Annotated in this window: 18 protein-coding genes; 5 read left to right on the top strand and 13 right to left on the bottom strand. The window is 50.9% G+C overall.

Translation table 11 applies throughout. The annotated features are described in order from the left end of the window. Positions 1 to 7: 7 nt before the first annotated feature. The 6 genes from JOD20_RS00155 to JOD20_RS00130 form a co-directional block, all read right to left on the bottom strand. Complete coding sequence (locus JOD20_RS00155) at positions 8 to 1,063, bottom strand: alpha/beta fold hydrolase (RefSeq protein WP_204753365.1); 1,056 nt, start codon at positions 1,061 to 1,063, stop codon at positions 8 to 10. A 391-nt stretch (positions 1,064 to 1,454) separates the two neighbouring features. Continuing rightward, positions 1,455 to 2,507, bottom strand: a complete 1,053-nt coding sequence (locus JOD20_RS00150) for a branched-chain amino acid ABC transporter permease (RefSeq protein ID WP_204753364.1) — start codon at positions 2,505 to 2,507, stop codon at positions 1,455 to 1,457. An 11-nt stretch (positions 2,508 to 2,518) separates the two neighbouring features. Then, positions 2,519 to 3,223, bottom strand: a complete 705-nt coding sequence (locus JOD20_RS00145; RefSeq protein ID WP_204753363.1) for an ABC transporter ATP-binding protein — start codon at positions 3,221 to 3,223, stop codon at positions 2,519 to 2,521. After that, positions 3,207 to 4,010, bottom strand: a complete 804-nt coding sequence (locus JOD20_RS00140; RefSeq protein WP_204753362.1) for an ABC transporter ATP-binding protein — start codon at positions 4,008 to 4,010, stop codon at positions 3,207 to 3,209. The genes JOD20_RS00145 and JOD20_RS00140 overlap by 17 nt, the downstream gene beginning before the upstream one ends. Positions 4,011 to 4,278: 268 nt before the next feature. Next, positions 4,279 to 5,628, bottom strand: a complete 1,350-nt coding sequence (locus JOD20_RS00135) for a substrate-binding domain-containing protein (RefSeq protein WP_204753361.1) — start codon at positions 5,626 to 5,628, stop codon at positions 4,279 to 4,281. 75 nt (positions 5,629 to 5,703) lie between these two features. Beyond that, entirely contained in the window at positions 5,704 to 6,975 is a 1,272-nt protein-coding gene (locus tag JOD20_RS00130; protein ID WP_204753360.1) for an AfsR/SARP family transcriptional regulator, read from the bottom strand. A gap of 500 nt (positions 6,976 to 7,475) precedes the next feature. Here JOD20_RS00130 and JOD20_RS00125 point away from each other — a divergent pair, with 500 nt between their 5' ends. Further along, positions 7,476 to 8,021 (top strand): DUF1697 domain-containing protein, encoded by a 546-nt coding sequence (locus JOD20_RS00125; RefSeq protein ID WP_204753359.1) that lies wholly within the window; start codon positions 7,476 to 7,478, stop codon positions 8,019 to 8,021. A gap of 22 nt (positions 8,022 to 8,043) precedes the next feature. Then, the gene (msrA, locus tag JOD20_RS00120; protein ID WP_204753358.1) at positions 8,044 to 8,499 is read left to right on the top strand and encodes a peptide-methionine (S)-S-oxide reductase MsrA; all 456 of its coding nucleotides are present in this window, start codon (positions 8,044 to 8,046) and stop codon (positions 8,497 to 8,499) included. Here msrA and JOD20_RS00115 read toward each other — a convergent pair. Continuing rightward, positions 8,486 to 9,403, bottom strand: coding sequence for an NAD(P)/FAD-dependent oxidoreductase (locus JOD20_RS00115; protein ID WP_204753357.1), 918 nt, complete (start codon positions 9,401 to 9,403; stop codon positions 8,486 to 8,488). The genes msrA and JOD20_RS00115 overlap by 14 nt on opposite strands. A gap of 149 nt (positions 9,404 to 9,552) precedes the next feature. Next, on the bottom strand, positions 9,553 to 10,128 hold the full coding sequence (locus JOD20_RS00110) for a 2'-5' RNA ligase family protein (RefSeq protein ID WP_204753356.1): 576 nt from the start codon (positions 10,126 to 10,128) through the stop codon (positions 9,553 to 9,555). Between the two features lie 164 nt (positions 10,129 to 10,292). Here JOD20_RS00110 and JOD20_RS00105 point away from each other — a divergent pair, with 164 nt between their 5' ends. Beyond that, the gene (locus JOD20_RS00105) at positions 10,293 to 10,718 is read left to right on the top strand and encodes a hypothetical protein (RefSeq protein ID WP_204753355.1); all 426 of its coding nucleotides are present in this window, start codon (positions 10,293 to 10,295) and stop codon (positions 10,716 to 10,718) included. A 56-nt stretch (positions 10,719 to 10,774) separates the two neighbouring features. On the opposite strand, the gene JOD20_RS00100 is transcribed toward JOD20_RS00105, so the two are convergent. The 5 genes from JOD20_RS00100 to JOD20_RS00080 all read right to left on the bottom strand — a co-directional run bounded on the left by JOD20_RS00100 (position 10,775) and on the right by JOD20_RS00080 (position 17,829). After that, complete coding sequence (locus JOD20_RS00100) at positions 10,775 to 13,156, bottom strand: aldehyde dehydrogenase family protein (protein ID WP_239583657.1); 2,382 nt, start codon at positions 13,154 to 13,156, stop codon at positions 10,775 to 10,777. Between the two features lie 420 nt (positions 13,157 to 13,576). Beyond that, positions 13,577 to 14,527 carry a thioredoxin-disulfide reductase gene (trxB, locus tag JOD20_RS00095; protein ID WP_204753354.1) on the bottom strand — a complete coding sequence of 317 codons (951 nt, stop codon included), beginning with the start codon at positions 14,525 to 14,527 and terminating at the stop codon, positions 13,577 to 13,579. Positions 14,528 to 14,642: 115 nt separating this feature from the next. Then, complete coding sequence (locus JOD20_RS00090) at positions 14,643 to 15,551, bottom strand: DMT family transporter (protein WP_204753353.1); 909 nt, start codon at positions 15,549 to 15,551, stop codon at positions 14,643 to 14,645. A gap of 743 nt (positions 15,552 to 16,294) precedes the next feature. Beyond that, complete coding sequence (locus JOD20_RS00085; RefSeq protein WP_204753352.1) at positions 16,295 to 16,717, bottom strand: hypothetical protein; 423 nt, start codon at positions 16,715 to 16,717, stop codon at positions 16,295 to 16,297. A gap of 59 nt (positions 16,718 to 16,776) precedes the next feature. After that, the gene (locus tag JOD20_RS00080; RefSeq protein ID WP_204753351.1) at positions 16,777 to 17,829 is read right to left on the bottom strand and encodes a WXG100 family type VII secretion target; all 1,053 of its coding nucleotides are present in this window, start codon (positions 17,827 to 17,829) and stop codon (positions 16,777 to 16,779) included. A gap of 546 nt (positions 17,830 to 18,375) precedes the next feature. On the opposite strand from JOD20_RS00080, the gene JOD20_RS00075 reads away from it, so the two are divergent. Then, a complete protein-coding gene (locus JOD20_RS00075) occupies positions 18,376 to 19,767 on the top strand; it encodes a cystathionine beta-synthase (protein ID WP_204753596.1) in 1,392 nt (463 codons plus the stop codon). Between the two features lie 193 nt (positions 19,768 to 19,960). After that, on the top strand, positions 19,961 to 21,091 hold the full coding sequence (gene galK, locus JOD20_RS00070) for a galactokinase (protein WP_204753350.1): 1,131 nt from the start codon (positions 19,961 to 19,963) through the stop codon (positions 21,089 to 21,091). Positions 21,092 to 21,427 lie beyond the last annotated feature (336 nt).

The following is a 21,427-nucleotide window of genomic DNA, read 5'->3' as shown; positions in this document are numbered from 1 at the left end:
ACCTCGCCTAAACCTGAGTGAGAAAATCAAGCAATGCTGTGTTGAACAAGCTGGGCTGTTCGATGTGCGGCGAGTGGCCGCAATTGGCCAACACCGTCTCTTGGTATTCGCCGCCGTGAGCTGCGTAGTTTTCAAGCACTGCCCGCATTTGGCCAACCATGGGCTGGGCTGGATGAGTTTCCGCGCCAGGCCAGCCTGGTACAAGCCCCAATTGTCCAAGCATGCACAAATCAAACATCGAGGCATCGGAGACAATTTGATCAGCATCGCCGCGAATCCAAAGCACTGGCGGTTGCGGCTGAATGCTGGCAAAATCGCTTTGGTTCAGATATTTGGGCGAGAGTGCATTGTTAACGCCGCCTGTGCCTGGCGCAACCAGCGGCCAGTTTGCTGAGGCCACCAAATCGCCTGGGTAATTTTGCGGCGAGCAATACATTTGGAGCATTTCATCTACAAACACATCCTCGCGGCTGGAGCGGAATGGTGGCTTGAAATAAAAGGTATTCATAATTGTGCGGGGTGAAACTGGGCCATCGCCGCGATCTTGGTTTTTGAGCGCTTCGACAAAGGCTGCATTGGCAGTGCCACCGCCGCTGCCAGCGTAATCAGGGCTGTTGGGTTGACCATCGTGGCCGTGAGTGCCGCCGTAGCCATAGGGCGAGCCAGGCGCGACCAAGGTCAGCGAACGCACATTCGCGGCGTGATCAAGCGCATATTGCAAAATGATGTTGCCACCCAGCGACCAGCCAACCAAGTGTGGTTGGTTAATGGTGAGGGTTTGGAGTAAGCTAGCGAGATCGTCGCTGAAGTCGCGCACGCCACGAGTTGCATCAAGCGGCAAGCGCTCCGAGCGGCCATAGCTGCGCAAATCGGGAGCAATGACATAATAATCGTCGGGCAAGGCCAGCATTAATTCTTCCCAAAAACGGGCAGCTGAAACATTGCCATGCACCAGCACAATTGGCTGATTCTTGGGATCGCCACGCTCAATCACATGCATCGCCAAGCGCGGCGTTTGAACTACACGGGCGGTTAATCCGGCTAACAATGGTGGATTGAGCATGATCATTCTCCGTTATTGATAGGGGTCGGGGATCAGGGGCTGGGGATCGGTATTCCTTCCTGTGCCAACCGCCTGTTGCCAACTCCAATGATTTTTCCGATAGCCGATAGCCCAAAGACTATAGCCATAGTATGTTTCTCCACCCTTCCGTCCCTCCGCTGGAGGGAGACGCAGGGGTTTTCATCCCCCTGCACCCCCTAATGTTTCTCTGTGGATTATTTTTAAGTTTTCTTCACCCTACCATTTGTGATATTCGTGGAATTCGTGGCTAAAAATCATCTTCGCGGTTCCGCTAGCCAAAAGCCTAGAGCCTCATCTCCTTCTCCCCTTCGTGGAATTCGTGGCTAAGAACTTAACTTAGCGTTCTTCGTGCTCTTCGCGGTTTCCACCCCTATTGTTTATTGAAAATTCCGCCTGGCTTGAGCAATAGCACAACTGCCATGACCAGCACGGTTGAGGCCGAGGCGATGGCGGTGGGCAAGCCTGTTTCGAGCACCAAATGGTCGCTGAAGGTACGCGCCAGCCCAATTAACAAAGCTCCTGCTGCCGCGCCGCTATAGCTGCCCAAGCCACCAATCACCACCACGATAAAGGCGAAAAGCTGGTATTCCAAGCCCATTTCGGGATAAACCCCAATAAACGAGGCTGCAACCGCGCCGCCCAAGGCCGCTAAGCCACTGCCAAAGCCAAATACGCCCGTAAAGACCCGCCGCACATTGATGCCCATAGCTTCGACCATGGCGCTATCCTGCACACCAGCCCGAATCGTGAGGCCAATCCGCGAGCGGCGCAGCACCAAGGCGATAATCACTGCCAGCGAAACGCTGAGGCAGATCAAAAACAGGCTATAGCTGGGGAAGCGCCGACCCAACAGGCTGAGGCTTTCGGTGAGCATCGGTGGCTTGATTGGCGCGCGGCTAAGCGAACCCCACGCCGGAATCGTGCGCACCAAGGCATCAAACACAAATACCAAGCCCAAGGTCAGCAGCACTTGGTAAATTGGCCGTTTATAGAGCGGGCGAATCAGGCTGATTTCGATCAGGCTGCCAACCGCTGCACCCACCAAGGCTCCCACAATCAAGCCGATAATAAAGCGCAGATTGCCGCTGGCGATGGTGAGCGGCCATTGGCCTGGGTAAGCGGGATCAAGCCATTGGTTGCAGGTCCAGGCGCTGTAGCCACCGAGCATAAACAGCGAACCATGGGCAAAATTCAGCACATCCATCAGGCCGAAAATCAGCGATAAGCCAGCAGAGAGCATAAAGTAAATTGCCGCCAAGGTCAGGCCAGGCAACAAAATGCCAGTGATTAATTTGGGCCAACTTGCAGGCGCAACCACCAACACTGTGGCGAAAATCAGCACAAACACTGCCGGAATAACCAACGGTGCTAAACGCTCGCGCAACGGCTTGGCTTGAATTGTGGGAGGAGCAGCAACTGCCATACAATCACCTTTTAGGCAGCGCCAAGATAGCGCTGAATCAATTGCGGATTGGCCCGCAGCGCCGTCATCGTGCCATGATCGACGGTTCGGCCATCATCGAGCATAAAGTAGGCTTGGCTGATGGCGCTGGCCATGCGAAAGTTTTGTTCAACCAATACCACCGTGGTATGTTCGCTCAGCGCGGTAATTGCCCGCATCATCTGTTCGATAATGACTGGTGCAAGGCCCTCGCTTGGCTCATCGATCAATAGCAATTGGGTTTCGGGAACCAAGGCCCGCGCAATCGCCAACATCTGTTGCTGACCACCAGAAAGTTGGCTGCCGAGCAAGCGTTCGAGCCGCTGCAAATCGGGAAACAAGCTGAAGATCAAATCGCCACGTCGGCGCAAATCGCCGCGCTTGCGCTCAGCCAATATTAAATGTTCAGTTACCGTGAGATCGCGGAAAATCGCCCGATGCTCTGGCACATAGCCAATGCCTAATTGGGCAATTTTGAAGGTGCGCAAGCCATTGATGCGTTGGCCAGCAAAGCGAATTACGCCAGTTTGAGGCGGCGTAAGACCCATAATCGATTTGAGGGTGGTGGTTTTGCCAGCGCCGTTGCGCCCAAGCAGCGCGGTGATGCTGCCTTGCTCGGCATGCAACGAAACATCGTGCAAAATATGATATTGCCCGATGAAGGTCTGGATTTGCTCAACTTCAAGAATTGGTGTCATGGGCGACCTCGTGAGGCTGGCTTAGCACATCGTCATACAATTCGCCAAGGTAGGCTTGCTGCACGCGGGTATCTGCTGCAATCGCTTGGGGTGTGCCTTCGGCCAAGACACTGCCACCATGCATCACCGTAATCTGATCCGAAATGCTCATCACCACATCCATGCGATGCTCAACCAAGATAATCGTATGTTGGCCGCTTTGACGCAGCTGCTGAATAATCTCAATCAATTCGGGCACTTGGTTGGCGGCCATGCCAGCAGTTGGCTCATCGAGCAAGAGCAAGCGGGGTTCACTGGCAAGCAGCAGCGCCAATTCGAGCTTACGTTTATCGCCATGCGGCAAGGCACTGGCCAGCATATGCTCAATTCCGCGCAACCCAACCAACTTGAGCGCGGTTTGTGCTCGTTCGTGGTAGCGCTGGAAGTGATCGCTGTGCTGCCAAAATTTGAAGGTATCGCGGCCTCGCGCTTGAGCTGCCAAACGGACATTTTCGGCCACAGTCAGCGAGGGAAACAAACTGGTAATTTGGTAGGCGCGGCCAATGCCAAGGTGAATCATGCGGTGCAAGGGCTGGCCGGTAATCTCGTTGCCAGCAAAAAACACCTTGCCACTGCTAGGCTTAATCGCGCCACTAATCATGTTGAAGAAGGTCGTTTTTCCGGCCCCATTTGGCCCAATAACCGAATGAAACGAGCCTTCTTCAACTGCGATGCTTACATCACGCACCGCTTGTAAACCACCAAACGAACGTGAAAGATGGTCAGTTTTCAGCAAAACGTTTGGCATTGAAAATTCCTTTGATTTGCTAGTTGAGGGATGGGGATTCTTTCAAGGATAGGTTTTTAATCAAGCATTGGATCAATGAATTGATTGGTGATCACCACCCTTCCGTCCCGCCTCAAGGCGGGAGACGCAGGGGGCTTTAATCCTCCTGCACCCCCTCAAGGACAATCAGTGGCTATCATCCATTCACTGATGAACCAAAGAATTGCTGTTCGAATTGTAAAATCCAGATCCTAACCGATCCCCGACCTCTAACTACTGAACCTTCGACTTACTTCGTCACCATCACTGGCGGGGCGGTTTGTTCAGCAGTGCGTTCTTGCAGCAACTCAAAAAACTTTGCATCAGGATCGCTGGTGCTGATCAATTTGACCATGTACATCGGCTGGAGTGCTTGGTGATCGTCTTTGCGGAAGGTGTAGATGCCTTTTGGCCCTTCAAAGCTCATGCCTTCGAGCGCTGCAATCAAGGCATCGGCGTTGGTATCGCCCTTGGTTGCTTCCAAACCGCGTACAGTTGCAATGCCCGAGGCCATGCCGCCAGCGGTAAAGAGATCGGGGTAGGAGCCATATTTGGCTTTGTGCTGCTCAACCAACCAATCATTGACCTCGTTCTTGGGCAAGGTGTAGTGGTAGGCGATCATGCCAACCGAGCCAACCGCATCGGCATAAACCATTGGCATGGTCACGTTATCGCCAAAGCCGGTTGCCAAGGTCAATTTATCGAGCACGCCTTGCTCTTGCATTTGCTGGAACAAGCGTGGGAAGTTCGAGCCAGCCCAAGTAACCATTAAGACTTTGGCCTGTTTTTCGTCGGCGGCATCGAGCAATTTTTGCAAGTAGGGCGTAAAGTCGGTCGTATCGGCGGGAATAAACACATCATCGGCGACAAACGTGCCACCGTTGGTCTCGATGATCGAGCGCCACGAGGCGGCTGAGCCTTTGCCAAAATCGGTGTCAGGAGCCAATTGCACAAACTCTTTGCCAACGTTCTCGACCATATACGGGCCTGCGGTCAAGGCATCTTGCAAGGTGTTGCGGCCAGTGCGGAAGACAAAACGATTGAAATTCGAGCCAGTAATTTGTGGCCCAGCCGCAGGATCAATCATCGCAATGATGTTGTTTTCTTTGGCAATTTCAATCACGGTTAATGCGCTTGAGGTCGAGGCGCAGCATTGCAATAATTCAACGCCATCTTTTTCGATCAGCTCGCGAGCCAGTTGGCGAGCGCGTTCTGGGTTGTTTTCATCATCTTTGACAATCACTTCAATGGGGCGGCCAGCAACTTGCATCGTGCCGTTGGTGGCATATTCCAAACCCAACATAAAACCATTAATTTCTTGGCTGCCATACAACGATAAGGCCTTGGATTGATCGGTGATCAGGCCGATTTTGATTGGCTTGCCATTCGCAGCAGCGCTAGCGCTGGTTGGCGCGGCGGTTGGGTCGGTGCTTGCTGTGGTTGCGGCAGGTGCGGTCGTCGCGGGAGGAGCTTGGGTGGTTTGGGCCGATTCGCTGGTCGGATTGGTGGTCGTTGGCTCAACTCCGGTGCCACTGCTACAAGCAGCCAACAGCTGAATTGCAGTAACCAGAATGATCAACATCGAAATCAAACGCTTCATTACGTGCGTCCTCCTTTGGACTATGCAATTGAAGTAGCTCTCACTTCAGCATAGCAAAGGCCAGTTACACTTGAGTTACACTCGTTGCAGCGTTTGTTCTGCTTGCTGATAGGCTGCTTTGGTCGCAGCCAACGGCGCTAAGCCCAAATCGTGTTCCAAGGTTTGTTGGCAGCGCTGGTAGCTGCGTTGCAATTGTTGGCGATTGCCAAGCTGGGCATAGGCCATAAAGCTGGCTTGATAGGCGGTTTCTTGATAGGGATCAGCGTGCAGCGCCGCCTCTGCCCATTCCAAAGCCTCGTTTGGCTGCCGTTCGGCCAGCAATAAGTGGGCCAGATCGCAGGCAGCTTGCACATAATTTGCCCGCAATTGCTCGCGCAGCCCATTCGCCCAATCGCTATACAGACAATCGCCCAAAAAATCGCCAGCATACAGATTGAGCGCTTGGCGATAGCAATTAATCGCCTCTGGTTGATTGCTGGCGTGAGTTGCCCGTTGCAGCAATTGCTCAAAACGCAGCAGATCAAGCTGAATTGGCGCGGTATCGAGGGCCAAGCGATAGGCAGTATGGCGGCGTTGAATATAGCTTGAGGCTTGACGCGTCGGGCGCTCTGGCTCCAATACAGCGGTCAGCGCATTCAGCGCCACTTTAAATTGGGCTTCTGCTTGGCTCGGCGCTAAATCGGGCCAAAACAGCTCGCAAATTTGCTCACGCTGTATCCATTGGCCACGCTGGGTAATTAAAACACCGAGCAAGGCAATTGCCGATTTGCGGCCCCAATTGATGATCTCACTTGAGCCACGCCATACTCGCAGTTGGCCAAAGGCCTGCACATGCAACACATGCGGGGCTTGCCAATGGCTTGGTGGCAAAATCAAGTTTGGCTGTTCCTGAATAATAATCCCGCTGCTAGCTGGCTCGCTGCCCACTTGGCCAAGCTGTTGCAGCGCATTAATCCGCGCTTCGGTCATCACCAACATACCAAGCGAGATGATGGTGTGGGTGCGTTCGAGCCACCAAGCCAAGGCCTCTGGCTCACGCTGCAAGGCTTGTTTCAAAAATTGGGTCATGACATTGGTCGAAAGGTGCGTCACCAGCATGCTATGAACTGGCGAAATGCCTTGTTGCGCCCGTTGCACTGCCACATTGCGCCAATAATCTGCATAGACCGAGGTTGTGCCTTGGGCCAAATCAATCTCGATAGAATGAATCGCGTTGTAGAGCGCCATTTTGACATGCTGCTGCGGCAAACTGGCATAGACAGGCACATGGTTCGCAACAATTTGCGCAGAAACATGGTCAACAAAATCGGGCAAGAGTTGGTGAAAAACACGTACTACCTGTTGCATACGCTACTCCTCAGCAGTGAGGTGATGGTTGGTCGAAGCAGTTGGGGTTATTTAAGCATTGAAACAATATTATAGCAGAGCTGTGAAAAGGATGAATTATGAAGGATGAGGGATGAAGAACAGAGAGCATAGAACATTGCGAAAGGATGAAGGATGAGGGATGAGGTGCTGGGGATCAGGGGCTAGAGGTCGGGGATCGGATTTTTAACGCAGAGGCGCAGAGGGATGAGGGTATCGGCTGTAGGCTATGGGCTATGGGAAGCATAATCAGAGATGAGGCTATCGGCTGGAGGCTATGGGCTATGGGTTAGTGGAAAAAGAATCAAAAAAATCTGTGCCAATCTGTGGCGAAAAACTTAACCTTCGCGGCCTTCGCGTTCTTCGTGGTTTCCGTCCTTTGTGTTCTTCGTGCACTTCGTGGTTAAAAAAACTCTGCGCCGCTGCGTTAAAATCGCGCTCTCTGGTATACTCGTACATATTTGCTAAAAAGCGAGGCGATAATGACGACAATTGCATTTTTACGCGCGATCAACATTACCAACCATTTTGTGAAGATGGAAGATTTGCGCGCGGTGTTGGTTGCGCAAGGTTTTGAGAATGTCCAGACCTACATTCAATCGGGCAATGTGGTTTTCGATGATCCAACGATCAGCTATCCAGAGGCCGAAACCTTGATTAATCGCCAGCTTGAGGCTCGCTTTGGCTTTGCGGTCGAAACATTTTTGCGCTCAGCCAGCGAGTTGGTCGAGCTTGAACAGGCTTGCCCATTCGAACCAAGCGAAATCGACCCCAAAGCCGCGTTATATGTGACCTTTGTGCGCCACGAGCCTGATGCAGAGGCCCAAGCCCGTTTAGCCAAACACCAAAACGAATTGGATACATTTCGCATTACTGGGCGGCATGTCTGGTGGCTGCGCCATAAACAAGTCGGCGAGAGTAAATTTAGCGGCGCAAAATTAGAGCGGGCGCTCAAACAAGCAGGAACCGCCCGCAATATCACCACAATTCGTGCTATGATCACCAAATATGGCTTTACAAAAGCCTAAACATCAAGCCAAAGGTGGGCATATGCACGAGCGAATAATTGTGGGGGCTGGCTGTTTTTGGGGTGTCGAAGAAGCGTTTCGTGCGATCAATGGCATCATCCAAACTCAAGCGGGCTATGCTGGCGGCTGGACTGAGCATCCAAGCTATGAGGATGTTTGCGCTGGCACGACCGGCCATGCCGAGGTCGTCGAATTACAATTTGATCCAACGATCATCAGTTTGGCACCGCTATTGAACCACTTCTGGGCAATGCTGGAGCCGCCGCTCGATTCCGATCCGCAATATCGCCCGCTGATTATTTGCAGTACCGCTGCGCAGTTGGAGCTAGCTCTGGCCAGTAAGCTAGCGCAACTGCGGCTGGCTGATCTCAGCATTGAAATCTTAATTGATCTGCCGTTTTACCCCGCCGAGGAGTATCATCAACAATGCTACAGCAAATGGCGCACGCGCTTCGAGCGCAGGGCTAAAGCTGTTTAATCAAATCTTGAATCAATTCGTGATTGATGCCAGCGCCTGCCATCGCTCCCCCAGCGGCGGCATTGATGGCTTGTTGCATGCCTGCGGTGGCATCGCCAGCAGCATACACGCCCGGTACGCTGGTTTGGCCAAGCATTTGCACTTTGATTAAGTTTGGCATTTGCGGATTATCGGAAACTTCGCAGCCTAATTGGGCTGGCAATTGGCTGCGTTGGCGTTGGGGCACGCCAATCAACAAGCCGCTGCGGGCTAATGGCTCGCCTTGGTCGAAAATCAAATGTGTCAGTTGGCCATTGGCTTGCTCAATGCCCACCAAGCGATCTTCGCGAATTGGCAAGTTGAGTTTGGCCAAGATTTGGCGTTGTTCAGGGCTAAGTTGGGCCTCGCCATTGGTACAAACCACCAAATCGCTGCTCCAGTTTTGCAGCAAGGTTGCGACGTGAAACAAGCGATCAGCATCGGATACTAAGACCGCCAACGGTTGATCGCGCACTTCCCATCCGTGGCAGTAGGGGCAGTGAAACACGCTTGATCCCCATAATTCGGCCATGCCTTCGATTAGCGGCAATTCATCGATTACACCTGAGGCAATTAATAATTTGCGGCTGCGTAATTCGCTGCCATCATCAAGCGTCACCACAAACCCACCATCGATCGCTTGAGCATGCTCGGCAGTGGCAAACCGCACTTCCACGCTTGGATAAGGCTTAAGCTGATCACGGCCAATTTGGCGTAACTCAGCGGGCAAAATCCCATCCCGCGAAAGAAAATTATGCACGCCAGGCGATTGGGCATTGCGCGGCTGCTGACTATCGAGCATCACTACCGTGCGTCGCGCCCGACCCAACACCAAGGCTGCACTCAAGCCAGCGACGCTGCCCCCAACAATAATTACATCAAGCATTGCGAAAACTCCTTATTGATACTTAATATCAATATATAAGGATTTTGTTGAAATGTCAAATCTGTAATGATCGTTATATTTAATAGGCGTTGAGCTACTATTCTAGAAATAGAAGCGCAAGGATGCTTAGGAGCTGGATCAATGTCAGCCTAGCTGTTGTCGTGGCTTGATGGAGCAGCCGTAAATGGGTACTGGGCAACATCGATCACCGCAGGCGGAATGAGGATTCCGATACCTTCAATCATGCCATCAATCGCTTGCCAGTGTTGAGCGCACGTCTCGACGATCGATAGAACCTGGGTTGGTGTTTGCCCTCGTGCAAGGGTACAATGCGGCATCCAAGCGTTCTCGCCCAAATGATGTGCATATTTGAGTGGCGCACTGCCGAGCGCTGCGCATGCCGTGAGGAGCGCGCTATGGAGTGTGAGCAGTGGTGTAGTTACTCGTGGCACAAGGAAGACAACTCCCGTCTCTGGAAAGATACCCAAAGCATGCAACCGGATAGGAAACGCCTGCTGTGATTGGGTGAATTTCCCTAGCAATTGCTGATAGGTTGTCCAATCAGTGGTGTCATAGGCCGCTAGCGTGATATGCGGGCGATGGCCATGAATCCCTGGTAGCGAAATTCCAGCATCTGCAAGCCCATGCCACAGGCGATTAATGGCTTGCTCAGTTGCTGGATTAAAATAAAGGGTAAGAAAAACTGTTGTTGGAGAATTGGTCATGGCTTTACCTAGTTTGCTGCCTATACTATACGGATTCTCTCAGACTAGATGAGTATATCATTGTGAACAGAATGAATAGAGCGCTACTATGGTGCTGAAGTATACGTCATGTTCAGTAGTTTATGCCCAAGTTTAGATGCTTAGCTTAGGAGGAGGGCTTAAAAATGTTGCTGCGCTTAAGAAGTATTGTTATCCAAATAATCTTGTTATTTCTGATCATTAGTGGTTGCGCTGCCTCAAACCCGACCAGCCAACCAACCGTTGGGCTGGTATTCCCCCAAGTACGGCCTAAAAGTATTGGACAAGTACCGCAAGCCATTGCCAGCGGCGAACTGATTATTCGTGGTAATTGCCTGCGCCTCGAACCTGCTAATAGTCAAACAAGCTATTTAATTATTTGGAATGATCAATTTCTGCTTGAAAAAACGACGATCAGCGACCTCCAAACCGCTCAGCAGGTGGTTGTTGGTTCAGAGGTACGGCTTGGCGGTGGCGAAGTTCAGCCAGAATTTTTCACGCATTTAGCGGCTCCACTCAATAATGCGTGTAGCGGCCCATATTGGTTTGCCAGCGAGATTATTCCAAACTAAAACGAACAAGCCCGATTCCTTGATTGGAGTCGGGCTTGCTTGGTTCAATTCGGCGATTATGCGCCGTAGGGAACCCAGATATTTTTGATTTGGCTAGCGTGGCGCAAAAATTCTTCGCCCTCGCCAACTCGGCGATCGAGCCAATCGCGGCTTTCGCCGTAGTTGACCCACGTTTGTTTGAGGTTGCCAATTGAACTGCGCTCAACCAAGGCGCTGCCCTCAGCACTGCCCCAATACCACAATCCATCAACGTCGTTGTGCTCGGCCAGCACTTTGGCCAAGCTATCGCGGTCGCCAGTGATGATGTTGACCACGCCAGCAGGCAGATCGCTGGTATCCAGCACTTGATACAAATCGGTGGCTGAAAGCGGGTGTTCGGCAGATGGAATGATGATCGCGCTATTGCCCAAGGCGATGGCTGGCGCAAGCAGCGAAATCAGGCCCAACAATGGGTAGTCGCTTGGACAAACCAAGCCAAGCACGCCGATTGGCTCGACCATGGCGAGAGTTGCGTTGCGCACTGGCGTGGCATGCACCGCGCCATCATATTTATCGGCCCACGCAGCGTAGGTAAATAAGCGCTCGATTGATGTTTCAACTTCGAGATCGGTATCGTTGCGGCCTGTTTGCTGGCGAATGCGTTGGGCAAATTCGCTGGCACGTGCGCCAAGGTTTTCAGCCAAGAAATAGAGCACTTGCGCGCGATTGTAGGCGGTTGCTGCCGACCATGTGTTGGCGGCGCTACGGGCCACTTCGACCGCATTGCGAATATCTTTGCGGCTGCCATCGCCAACTTCGCCCAGCGTTTCGCCGTTGCTGCCAACCACGATGCGGCTATAGCCTGAATCGGGGCGGGCTTGCTTGCCACCAATATAGATTTTTGGCGTGCGATCAAGCGCTGGCATGCCATTGCTGACTGGAGTTGCAACTGATGCTGTGGCAGGGCTGGCCTTAGTTTTGAGCTTTTTGACCTCGGATTTTTTGAGGTATTCGTATAAGCCTTCTTTGCCACCTTCGCGACCATAGCCACTTTCGCGATAGCCGCCGAAGCCTGCTGCTGCATCAAATAAGTTGGTGCTGTTGATCCAGACTACGCCTGCTTTGACCCGCGCTGCGGCGTGGAGCGCGACGTTAATATCTTCGCTCCAAATGCTGGCGGCCAAGCCAAAACGGGTGTTGTTGGCGATGGCAATGGCTTCATCTGGTGTGCGAAAGGTCATCATAACCAAGACTGGCCCGAAAATTTCGACTTGGGCCAAGGTTGAGGCAGGCGCAACGTTGGTGAACAAGGTTGGCGGGTAGAAATAGCCATCAGTTGGGCAGGCCCACGATGGTTGCCATTTGACCGAGCCTTCTTGCTCGCCTTCGGCCACCAGTTGCTCAATTTTTTGCAATTGGGCTGGCGCAACAATCGCCCCAATATCAATCGCTTTATCCAAGGGATCGCCGATGCGCAATTGCTCCATGCGAGTGCGCAACTTGCCAATCAGCTTATCGGCGATGTTTTCTTGCACCAACAAGCGTGAGCCAGCGCAACAGACTTGGCCTTGATTGAACCAAATCGCATCGACCACGCCTTCGACCACGCTATCGAGGTCGGCGGTGTCATACACGATAAACGGCGATTTGCCGCCCAGTTCCAACGAAAGCTTTTTGCCAGTGCCAGCGGTGGCGCTGCGGATAATTTTGCCAACCTCGGTTGAGCCAGTAAAGGCAATTTTGGCAATATCAGGATGCTTGACGATTTGCTCGCCAACTTTGCCATCGCCAGTGACGATGTTGACCACGCCCTTGGGCAAGCCAATTTCATGGCAAATTTCGGCAAACGCCAAGGCGGTTAATGATGTCCATTCGGCGGGCTTCAAGACCACCGTGTTGCCCATAGCCAAGGCTGGAGCAATCTTCCAAGCCAACATCAACAATGGGAAGTTCCACGGAATAATTTGGCCAACCACGCCCAGCGGCTCGTAGCCTGCCAAATCGCTCTCTTGCAACTGCGCCCAGCCAGCGTGATAATAGAAATGGCGGGCAACCAGCGGAATATCAATGTCGCGGGTTTCGCGAATTGGCTTGCCATTATCGAGGGTTTCGAGCACCGCAAAACGTCGCGAATGCTTTTGAATTTGGCGTGCCAAGGCATACAAATAGCGTGCGCGCACATGGCCGCTGGTTTGCGACCATGCAGGAAAAGCCGCCTTGGCAGCAGCCACAGCAGCATTAACTTCATCGCTGCTGGCTTGGGTCACTTGCGCCAATACACTGCGATTAGCAGGATTGATCGAATCAAACAAGCGCTCGTTGGCTGCTTCAGTCCATGTACCATTAATATATAGCCCGAAACGACGGCTATGGGCATCTAGCCACTCGTGGGCAGGAGCAGCTGCTTCTGGGGCGGGGCCATAGCTCATTGTTTCGTAAATCTCCAGCAATGTGCTCATCGTCGAGTCCTCGTGTGTGTTATTCAGTCGTTTTGTGCCATCCTAACAGGCTTAAGCGATTCACGCAAAGGTATGTTCCCTCACCCCAACCCCTCTCCCGTGGCGCGGGCGAGGGGCTTTAACAGCGTGGTTCTCTCCCAATTCCTTGGTTAACAACGGCTGCTCCCCCTCGCCAGTGGCGTGGGAAAGGAACTTTAACTCTGTGATTCTTGCACAATTCGTTAGTAAAAACAGGTGCTCCCCCTCGCCCGCGTTCAGTGGGAGAGGGGGCTGGGGGTGAGGGAACGCTCCACCGCCGACCAATCGCTCAAAACCGACCCTTGAAAGGAGGGGCTGGGGGGTGAGGGAACTAAAAACAAAACGAGGGCCGAGGAATAGTTAATTCCCCGACCCCCAACAACCGATCCCCAGCCCCCAGTTTTACCACTGCGCCAAGCTGGTTTGTTCGTGCTCGATTTGATCCAAGAACCACGAAGCTTCCATGGCGGCCATACAGCCACTGCCAGCGGCGGTGATTGCTTGGCGATAGACATGATCTTCGACATCGCCAGCCACGAATACCCCAGGAATGTTGGTGCGAGCACGGCCTGGGCTAACTATGTAGCCGTTTTCATCCAAATCGATTTGATCTTTGAACAACCAAGTGTTGGGAATATGCCCAATGTATGGGAACACGCCATCGGCGGCAAAGGTTGATTCCTCGCCAGTTTTGACATTTTGCAGGCCTACGCCTTCAACCTTAACTGTGCCTTCAATCTTGGTTACCACGGTATCCCAAATAAACTTGATCTTTGGGTTATTTTGGGCGCGTTCGATCAGCACTGGGTCGGCGCGCAATTGGTCGCGGCGATGGATCACGTGCACTTCTTTGGCATAGCGGGTCAAGAACAAACTTTCATCCAAGGCGCTATTGCCGCCGCCAACCACGACCAAGGTTTTATCGCGGAAGAAGAAGCCATCGCACACAGCACAATAGGAAACGCCGCGATTGGCCAATTCTAATTCGCCTGGCACGCCCAATTTGCGTGGCGAAGCGCCAGTTGAAATAATCAAGGTTTCGGTTTCGACAATCGTGCCGTTATCAATATGCAGCTTGAAAGGCCGTTCGCCCAACTCAACTTTTTCGACAATTCCATCTAAAAAGTGGGTGCCAAAACGGGCTGCTTGTTTTTCCATTTTATCGGCTAAATCAAAACCATTAATCGCATCGGGGAAGCCAGGATAATTTTCAACTTCGCTGGTGGTGGCAATCAAGCCGCCAGGCTGAATCCCGCGAATAACCAACGGGGTTAAATTGGCCCGCGCAGCATACAGCGCCGCCGTCAACCCTGCTGGCCCCGAACCAATCACGGTTACTTTTTGCTTTTCCATCTGAATAAGGCTCCTTTGTTGGCAGCATCCCCGCATTTCCAGTTGGCATGGTCGCTGCATGTCGCATCAGTATAGCACGACTTATTGCTAGTATACATCAATTCTGTAATAAACGCTACACTTTATTATCTGCTGCTTCTTTTTGAGTATTAACCAGCCAAATGCCGCCAATTACCAAGCTACCGCCAATAATTTGGAAGATCTGCAAAGGCTCGTTTAAAAGCGGAATTGAGATCAGCGCGGTCAAAACAGGCTGGCCCAACAAGCTGACTGAAGCAGTAGCTGCTTTAATGTGGCCAAGCGCATAATTAATTGCCAGCCAGCCGCCAAGGTGCGAAACCAAGCCCAAGCCAAGCAACGACCACCATGTTTTGGCGCTAAAGCCGATAATGCTAAACCCGCCGATTAAGCACAACAAGCCCAAAATCACAACACTGACCACGATTCCCAAGGTCATAAAGGTCAGCGTATCAAGCTCGGCGCGGGCGCGTTGGGTTGTCAGCAAATAAGCAGCATAAAAACCACCAGCCGAGATCGCCAGCAAATCGCCACGGCTGATCGTGAGCTGCTGCAAATTCTCGCCCATAATCACCACCACGCCAATGAGGGCAATTGCCATGCCCCACCAAAAGCGTTGCGGCAAGCGTTCGCGAAAAATCAGCCACGCCCCCAAGCCAACCCACAACGGCGCGTTATTGGCAAACAAGGTTGAGTTGGCTGCCGAAGTCAGCAAAATTGCCGTGTTCCACAAAGCCAAATCGAAGGCAAAAAAAACGCCGCCCAGTAGTGAAAGCCGCGTGGCCTGCTTGGGTAGATGTTTGGGCCGTTTGGCAAACCACCATGGCACTAAAATAACCGCTGGAATCAGCATGCGATAAAACGCCGAAACCGGCCCGGGCACGGCGGCCCATTTGACCCAAATCGCCGATAGCGCGATACAAACAATCCCAATTGCCAGCGCCACATAGGCTCGCCACGGAATTTCAGCTCGATTTTGATTGGTTGAAACTTGCACTGCCTGCATCGAAGTACCCGCTATCTGCACGCTCTAGGTCGTGCACTTATTCGCATATGTCAATATGGCCAGTGTACCATGAAGAGCGGAGCGCAAGGAAGAAGTCAAAAGTCAGAAGTCAGAAGTCAAAAATCAAAAGGGGTCAGGATTAAGGGATGAGGCTCTTGGCTTTGGGCTATATGTAATGGCTCATTAGATTGGCACCCTAATCCAACCTCATCAAACGGATGGGTTCTGCTGAGCACCACCCATCCGTAGGTTCATCAATGAATGGCGTTTGGCCGCGGATTGTCCTTTGAGGGGGTGCAGGGGGATTAAAGCCCCCTGCGTTTCCCGCTGGCGGGACGGAAGGGTGGAAAAGAAATATGGTGGTTAATGTGATGAACCAGTACAGCTATAGGCTGGGGCTGTTGGAAAATCAATCTGTGGCTAAAAACCCATCATGACTTAGGTTTTAACGCAGCGGCGCAGAGAACGATGGCTATTGGGCTATTGGCTATTGGGCAATTGGAACAATAATCTGAGTCAATCTGTGCCAATCTGTGGCTAAAAACTTAGCCTTTGCGCTCTTCGCGTGCTTCGTCGATTTCCATCCTTCGTGTGTCTTCGTGGATCAATTAATGTAGCGTCGCAAAGCAAGGAATAAAGAATAAAACATAATCGAATAAAATAACCCCCTATGATCAGACAATTAATAATGCCTACCAAGTAAATTTGTTGGTAGGCATTGGCAAACATCTTTCTGCTAAAAATTAGCGGATTCTGCTGAGCACTCGTCGTGTTGAAACACCTTCAATTGCTGAAGGAATTTCGGCAACCTCAAAGATAGCCTCATTACGCTGAATACAAGGCTTATCACTTGCGGGATTAATAATTAATGTTGGGCTAGCGAAATTGAGATGAGTTGCAACCGATGTACCATCAACAAAAACGACAAATTCTTTATCGTATAAATAACCATCTTCGTTGATCCAATCAAATCCCAGTGTCTGATTGATATAATTAAATGAATCACCTTCGGTAAATGTGCAAAGAGTATCCCATTGTAGATTTACAAGGGTCGCAATATCAACCTTACTGCCTACTGCTTGTTGGTTTAATTCAGTAGTAATACTATTCTCAAAATCTTTTTGTTGATCTGTGCGATCAACAAACCCAACTGCTTGATTATTCATTGAACAAGCTCCTAATAAACATAACAGTAGAATTGCTATGATATGTTGACGTTGTATCATTAACTTTCAGAGTCCTTTGCTGGTGCATTAGCAGGCAGGTTATCATTTGGGCTGAGATCTTCATTGGTTGGAGCCAGGCGACCATTTTCGATCAGATTTTGGCGTTCAATCGACTGACTATGATGATCGTTTGCTCCAACAATATACACGCCCTCGCCATTTTGAATTGCCGTAAAAATCTTATCAGCTAATTCCTCAGGCGAGGCATTGGGGTTTTCTTGAGCAATTCGAATACCTAAGGCGTTATTAGTTCGATCCATAAATTCACGTGCAGATGGGTTTCCATTAATTTCCTCATGCGCATTGGTATAATCAGTCGCCCAATCGGCCCCATATTCTTGCGCCAAACGTGCCGACCAGAGTGCATGGCGAAAGGCATCAGCAGGCCCGTCGTTATTATTTTTGCCAGGCGTATTAAAGTATTTAGCTTCTTGACTAAATGCTTCATCTTTAATACCTTCAAAGGTAGCTTTTTCCCAAGGTTGCAATGCATCAAGTAAATCAGCTTCGCGTTGGGTTATTTTTACTGATTTTTTGCCTAAAATCCAAGCTCCAAGCCCAGATAACCCTGAAGGAAAATAATCAATTGTGGGTGATCGTTCTGGCCGATTCCGCTTGAATTCTTCGAATTGGCGATTGATTTCTTCTGCTCGATTGGGCGGTGGCGGTGGTGGCGTTTCTTCAGCAGTTGGGCTAGAGCTAGAAGTTTGCTTGACTGGCTGACTTTTATCGCTGGAAGCTCCTGATCCTGAACCATTGAAAAGTCTGGCGGCTTCTTCTTCAGCATCACGAAACGTTTTTCCAATTTGGCTACTTACGCTACTCGAGGTATTCAATAACTGGCTTAACCGCTCAAATGTAGGGAAGATTTCAGTTTCCATCTCTTTGAAAAATGTTACAGCGGCGGCCCCTTCCCATGTTGATTGTAATTGTTGGGATTGACGTTGCAGCGAAGATTTTAGTTGCGCTATTGTATCACGCAATTTTCCGAACCGACTGCTAACATTTGTTATGGATTCATAATCAATACTAACGATTTCTGCATTCCCCATAAGCTTCACCCTCCTTAAATTATGATTAATAAAATACCTATATACCATGATATGGGCGTAACTATAACGAATTTCTTGAGAGCTGTCAATCCTTTTTTGCCCAGTAAATCGCTACTTTTGCCAATCTTGGTAGCGTTATTAATAGTATTTTAAGCAGACCAAAAAAGTGGCAAACGTGTTTATTTGTATAACAAAATTATGATTAAATACCAGTGCCAGATCGTCAATTCATAGAGCATAGACCATTAAGCTCGCTAGCGATCGGTATTTCAGCCCTTATACTTTATCCTTCATTTTTCGCTCTGCGCCTCTGCGTTAAGCGATCAACGCTAAACTTCAGTCCTCATAATTCGTCCCTCATCCTTGCTCTTTGCGCCTCTGCGTTAAAAACACAATTTTTTCCATTCCATAAACTTAAATTTCATCCTTCATAATTCTTCCTTCATACTTGGTTTGTGCTACCATGAGGCGAAGCTTTGGCTTGCAGCAATGAATTTTTACGATTAGGATAGAAGTATGACTGATCAATCACCGCAGGAGCACCCAATGACAGAGACGGCAACAATGGCGATGCCGCAAATTCACGACTCCATTTTGGACGCAATCGGCAACACACCGTTGGTTCGGTTAAATCGCGTCAATCGTGGCGTTCGCGCCCAAGTCTTGGCCAAAGTCGAATACATGAATCCAGGTGGTTCGGTTAAAGACCGAATTGGGATTGCCATGATCGAAGATGCCGAGCGCTCAGGCCGCCTCAAACCAGGTGGCACGATTGTCGAACCAACCAGTGGTAACACCGGTGCGGGCTTGGCAATCGCTGCGGCAATTCGTGGCTACAAAACCATTTTTGTTATGCCCGACAAAATGAGTGACGAAAAAATTCGTTATTTGCGTGCTCTCGGCGCGAAGGTTGTCATTACGCCAACCGCCGTCGAGCCAGATGATCCACGCTCGTATTATTCGGTTTCCAAGCGCTTGGCCGAAGAAACGCCCAACGCGATTTTGGCTGGTCAATATTGGAACCAAGCCAACCCCGATGCTCACTATCGCTCAACCGGCCCCGAAATTTGGCGGCAGACCGCTGGCAAAATCGATGCCTTTATTGCTGGCATGGGCACGGGCGGCACGATTAGCGGCACAGCCAAATTCTTGAAAGAGCAAAATCCCAATATTCAAGTTGTTGGCATCGATCCAGTTGGATCGTTGTATACCGACTATTTCCGCACTGGCCAGCTTGGCCCAGCCTTTGGCTATAAAGTCGAAGGTGTTGGCGAAGATTTCTTGCCAACCACGATGCACTTCCAATATGTTGATGATGTGGTGCAAGTTGGCGATAAAGAATCATTCGTGATGACCCGCCGCATGGTGCGCGAAGAAGGCCTGTTTGTTGGTGGCTCGTGTGGCATGGCTGTGGCTGGCGCAATGCGCTGGTTGCGGGCGCAAAATTGGGATGAAAGCAAAACTGCTGTGATTTTGCTGCCCGATTCTGGCGTGCGCTACATTAGCAAAATCTTCTCCGACGACTGGATGCGCGAAAACGGCTTCTTGGAAAGCGAACCAATTAGCCAATTGCTCGATATTCGGCCTCGCTCGGTCATTTCATCCAAGGCAACCCACACGGTGGCTCAAGTTATCCAAGATATGAAGGCTAACGATATTTCGCAAATGCCAGTCGTTCGTGATGATGGCACGTTGGTCGGCTTGATCACCGAAGTCGATTTGTTGGATTACCTGCTTTCGGGCGCTGGCCAAATGGATCACCAAATTAGCGATATTGTCAGCAGCGCTGTGGCAACCGTCGGTCCTGACACCAGCATCGATGCCTTGACCGAAGTATTTAGCCGTGGTCAAGTGGCGGTAGTGGTCGATGAATCCGAGGTTGTGCGCGGGATCATCACCAAAATTGACATGATTGATTATTTAGCCAATAAGGCATAAGATCTAGCCGATCGCTTTCGTGCGTTGGCTTGCAAGATCAGCTTTGGCTCAAATCATCAGACATTCGCGATCAGCACCCAAGCTTAAATTTGGGTGCTGATTCTCGATTAATCCTCTGCTGTATTCCCCCTAAATAGACATTGCTCCTTGGCCAGCTAACGTACTCATCAATAGACATTTGGAGCATTTGGTTATGACCAAGGTTAACGCTGGCTTTTTTGTTCGTTCGCCTGGGCGAGTTAATTTAATTGGCGAACACACCGATTACAACGCAGGCTTTGTGATGCCGTTGGCGCTTGAGCGCGGCACGACCTTTCAAGTGCAACCGCGCGCCGATCAACAATTAATTGTTCATGCTTTGCGTTTCAATGCCCATGATCAGGCCGATTTGGCCAATTTGGCTGCCGGAACTCATGGCGATTGGCGCGATTATGTGCGCGGCACGGCCCAAGCGTTGCTTGATGCTGGCTATCAATTACAAGGCGCTGAGATTAGCATCGATGGCGATTTGCCCTTGAGTGGCGGTTTAAGCTCATCGGCTTCGCTCGAAGTTGGCTTGGGATTTAGCCTTTTGCACGCCCAAGGCATCACGATTGCCCCAACTGAATTGGCCAAAATTGCCCAACGCGCCGAAATTGAATATGCTCATGTTAATTGTGGGATTATGGATCAACTCTCGATTGCCGCAGGAGTTGTTGGCCACGCCACCTTGATCGATTGCCGTTCGTTGGCGATCGAGGCTGTGCCGATTCCTGCTGAAGTGGCGGTTTTGGTGATTGATAGCAACGTGCCACGCACTTTGGCTGGCTCGGCCTACAATCAACGCCGCGCAGAATGCGAGCAAGCAGTGGCAATGTTGCAACAGCTTGATCCAAGCATTCAAGATTTGCGCGATGTGAGCAGCGATTTGCTGGCCCAAGCTGCCGACCAAAATCTGTTTAATGATGTGATTTATCGACGTGCCCGCCATGTTGTGAGCGAAAACGAGCGTGTGCATAAGGCCGCCGCTGCGTTTCGGGCTGGCGATTTTGGCTCTGTTGGCGCGTTGATGAACGAATCGCACTGGAGTTTGCGTGATGATTATGAGGTCAGCGGCCCAGAGCTTGATCAGCTGACCGAATTGTTGCGCGCAATGCCCGGTGTTTGGGGTGCGCGGCTCACGGGCGCTGGGTTTGGTGGTTGCTGCGTGGCCTTAGTCGAAGCGCCGCAGGTCGATGCGGTGATTGCCGCCTTAGGGCCGGCGTATCAAGCAGCAACTGGCCGCACATGCGAAGCATTTAGCACTAAAGCCTCAGCATTAACCGTTGAAGAACATAGAGCATAGAACATAGAACATAGAACATAGGGTTTGAAAATTTAAATTTTAATCCAGAGGCACAGAGAAGGAGAGGCTATGGGCTATGGGCTATCGGACATTAGGTGGAATAGCAACAGCATGGTTTTTTAGCCACAGATTGCACAGATTCGTTGCATGCTGTTCCCTATACCCCATAGCCTAACCCCTCTGCTCTATGTTCTATGTTCTGCTTCCAGTTAGTTGGATGCTGTTCACCATCGCCTTCAACCTATAGCCCATAGCCTAACCCCTATGTTCTATGCTCTTTGTTCTATGTTCTTCAAGGTATACAATATCCCCAAGTATCGGCAAGCGTCGAGGGTG

This window comes from Herpetosiphon giganteus, assembly GCF_016907925.1.
Classification (GTDB): domain Bacteria; phylum Chloroflexota; class Chloroflexia; order Chloroflexales; family Herpetosiphonaceae; genus Herpetosiphon; species Herpetosiphon giganteus.
This window is presented reverse-complemented; position numbering and strand designations above follow the sequence as displayed.

Excerpts from the sequence above, each read along its gene's own strand:
- JOD20_RS00155 (WP_204753365.1), bottom strand. The coding sequence starts at position 1,063 with ATGCTCAATCCACCATTGTTAGCCGGATTAACCGCCCGTGTAGTTCAA.
- JOD20_RS00150 (WP_204753364.1), bottom strand. The coding sequence starts at position 2,507 with ATGGCAGTTGCTGCTCCTCCCACAATTCAAGCCAAGCCGTTGCGCGAG.
- JOD20_RS00145 (WP_204753363.1), bottom strand. The coding sequence starts at position 3,223 with ATGACACCAATTCTTGAAGTTGAGCAAATCCAGACCTTCATCGGGCAA.
- JOD20_RS00140 (WP_204753362.1), bottom strand. The coding sequence starts at position 4,010 with ATGCCAAACGTTTTGCTGAAAACTGACCATCTTTCACGTTCGTTTGGT.
- JOD20_RS00135 (WP_204753361.1), bottom strand. The coding sequence starts at position 5,628 with ATGAAGCGTTTGATTTCGATGTTGATCATTCTGGTTACTGCAATTCAG.
- JOD20_RS00130 (WP_204753360.1), bottom strand. The coding sequence starts at position 6,975 with ATGCAACAGGTAGTACGTGTTTTTCACCAACTCTTGCCCGATTTTGTT.
- JOD20_RS00125 (WP_204753359.1), top strand. The coding sequence starts at position 7,476 with ATGACGACAATTGCATTTTTACGCGCGATCAACATTACCAACCATTTT.
- msrA (WP_204753358.1), top strand. The coding sequence starts at position 8,044 with ATGCACGAGCGAATAATTGTGGGGGCTGGCTGTTTTTGGGGTGTCGAA.
- JOD20_RS00115 (WP_204753357.1), bottom strand. The coding sequence starts at position 9,403 with ATGCTTGATGTAATTATTGTTGGGGGCAGCGTCGCTGGCTTGAGTGCA.
- JOD20_RS00110 (WP_204753356.1), bottom strand. The coding sequence starts at position 10,128 with ATGACCAATTCTCCAACAACAGTTTTTCTTACCCTTTATTTTAATCCA.
- JOD20_RS00105 (WP_204753355.1), top strand. The coding sequence starts at position 10,293 with ATGTTGCTGCGCTTAAGAAGTATTGTTATCCAAATAATCTTGTTATTT.
- JOD20_RS00100 (WP_239583657.1), bottom strand. The coding sequence starts at position 13,156 with ATGAGCACATTGCTGGAGATTTACGAAACAATGAGCTATGGCCCCGCC.
- trxB (WP_204753354.1), bottom strand. The coding sequence starts at position 14,527 with ATGGAAAAGCAAAAAGTAACCGTGATTGGTTCGGGGCCAGCAGGGTTG.
- JOD20_RS00090 (WP_204753353.1), bottom strand. The coding sequence starts at position 15,551 with ATGCAGGCAGTGCAAGTTTCAACCAATCAAAATCGAGCTGAAATTCCG.
- JOD20_RS00085 (WP_204753352.1), bottom strand. The coding sequence starts at position 16,717 with ATGAATAATCAAGCAGTTGGGTTTGTTGATCGCACAGATCAACAAAAA.
- JOD20_RS00080 (WP_204753351.1), bottom strand. The coding sequence starts at position 17,829 with ATGGGGAATGCAGAAATCGTTAGTATTGATTATGAATCCATAACAAAT.
- JOD20_RS00075 (WP_204753596.1), top strand. The coding sequence starts at position 18,376 with ATGACAGAGACGGCAACAATGGCGATGCCGCAAATTCACGACTCCATT.
- galK (WP_204753350.1), top strand. The coding sequence starts at position 19,961 with ATGACCAAGGTTAACGCTGGCTTTTTTGTTCGTTCGCCTGGGCGAGTT.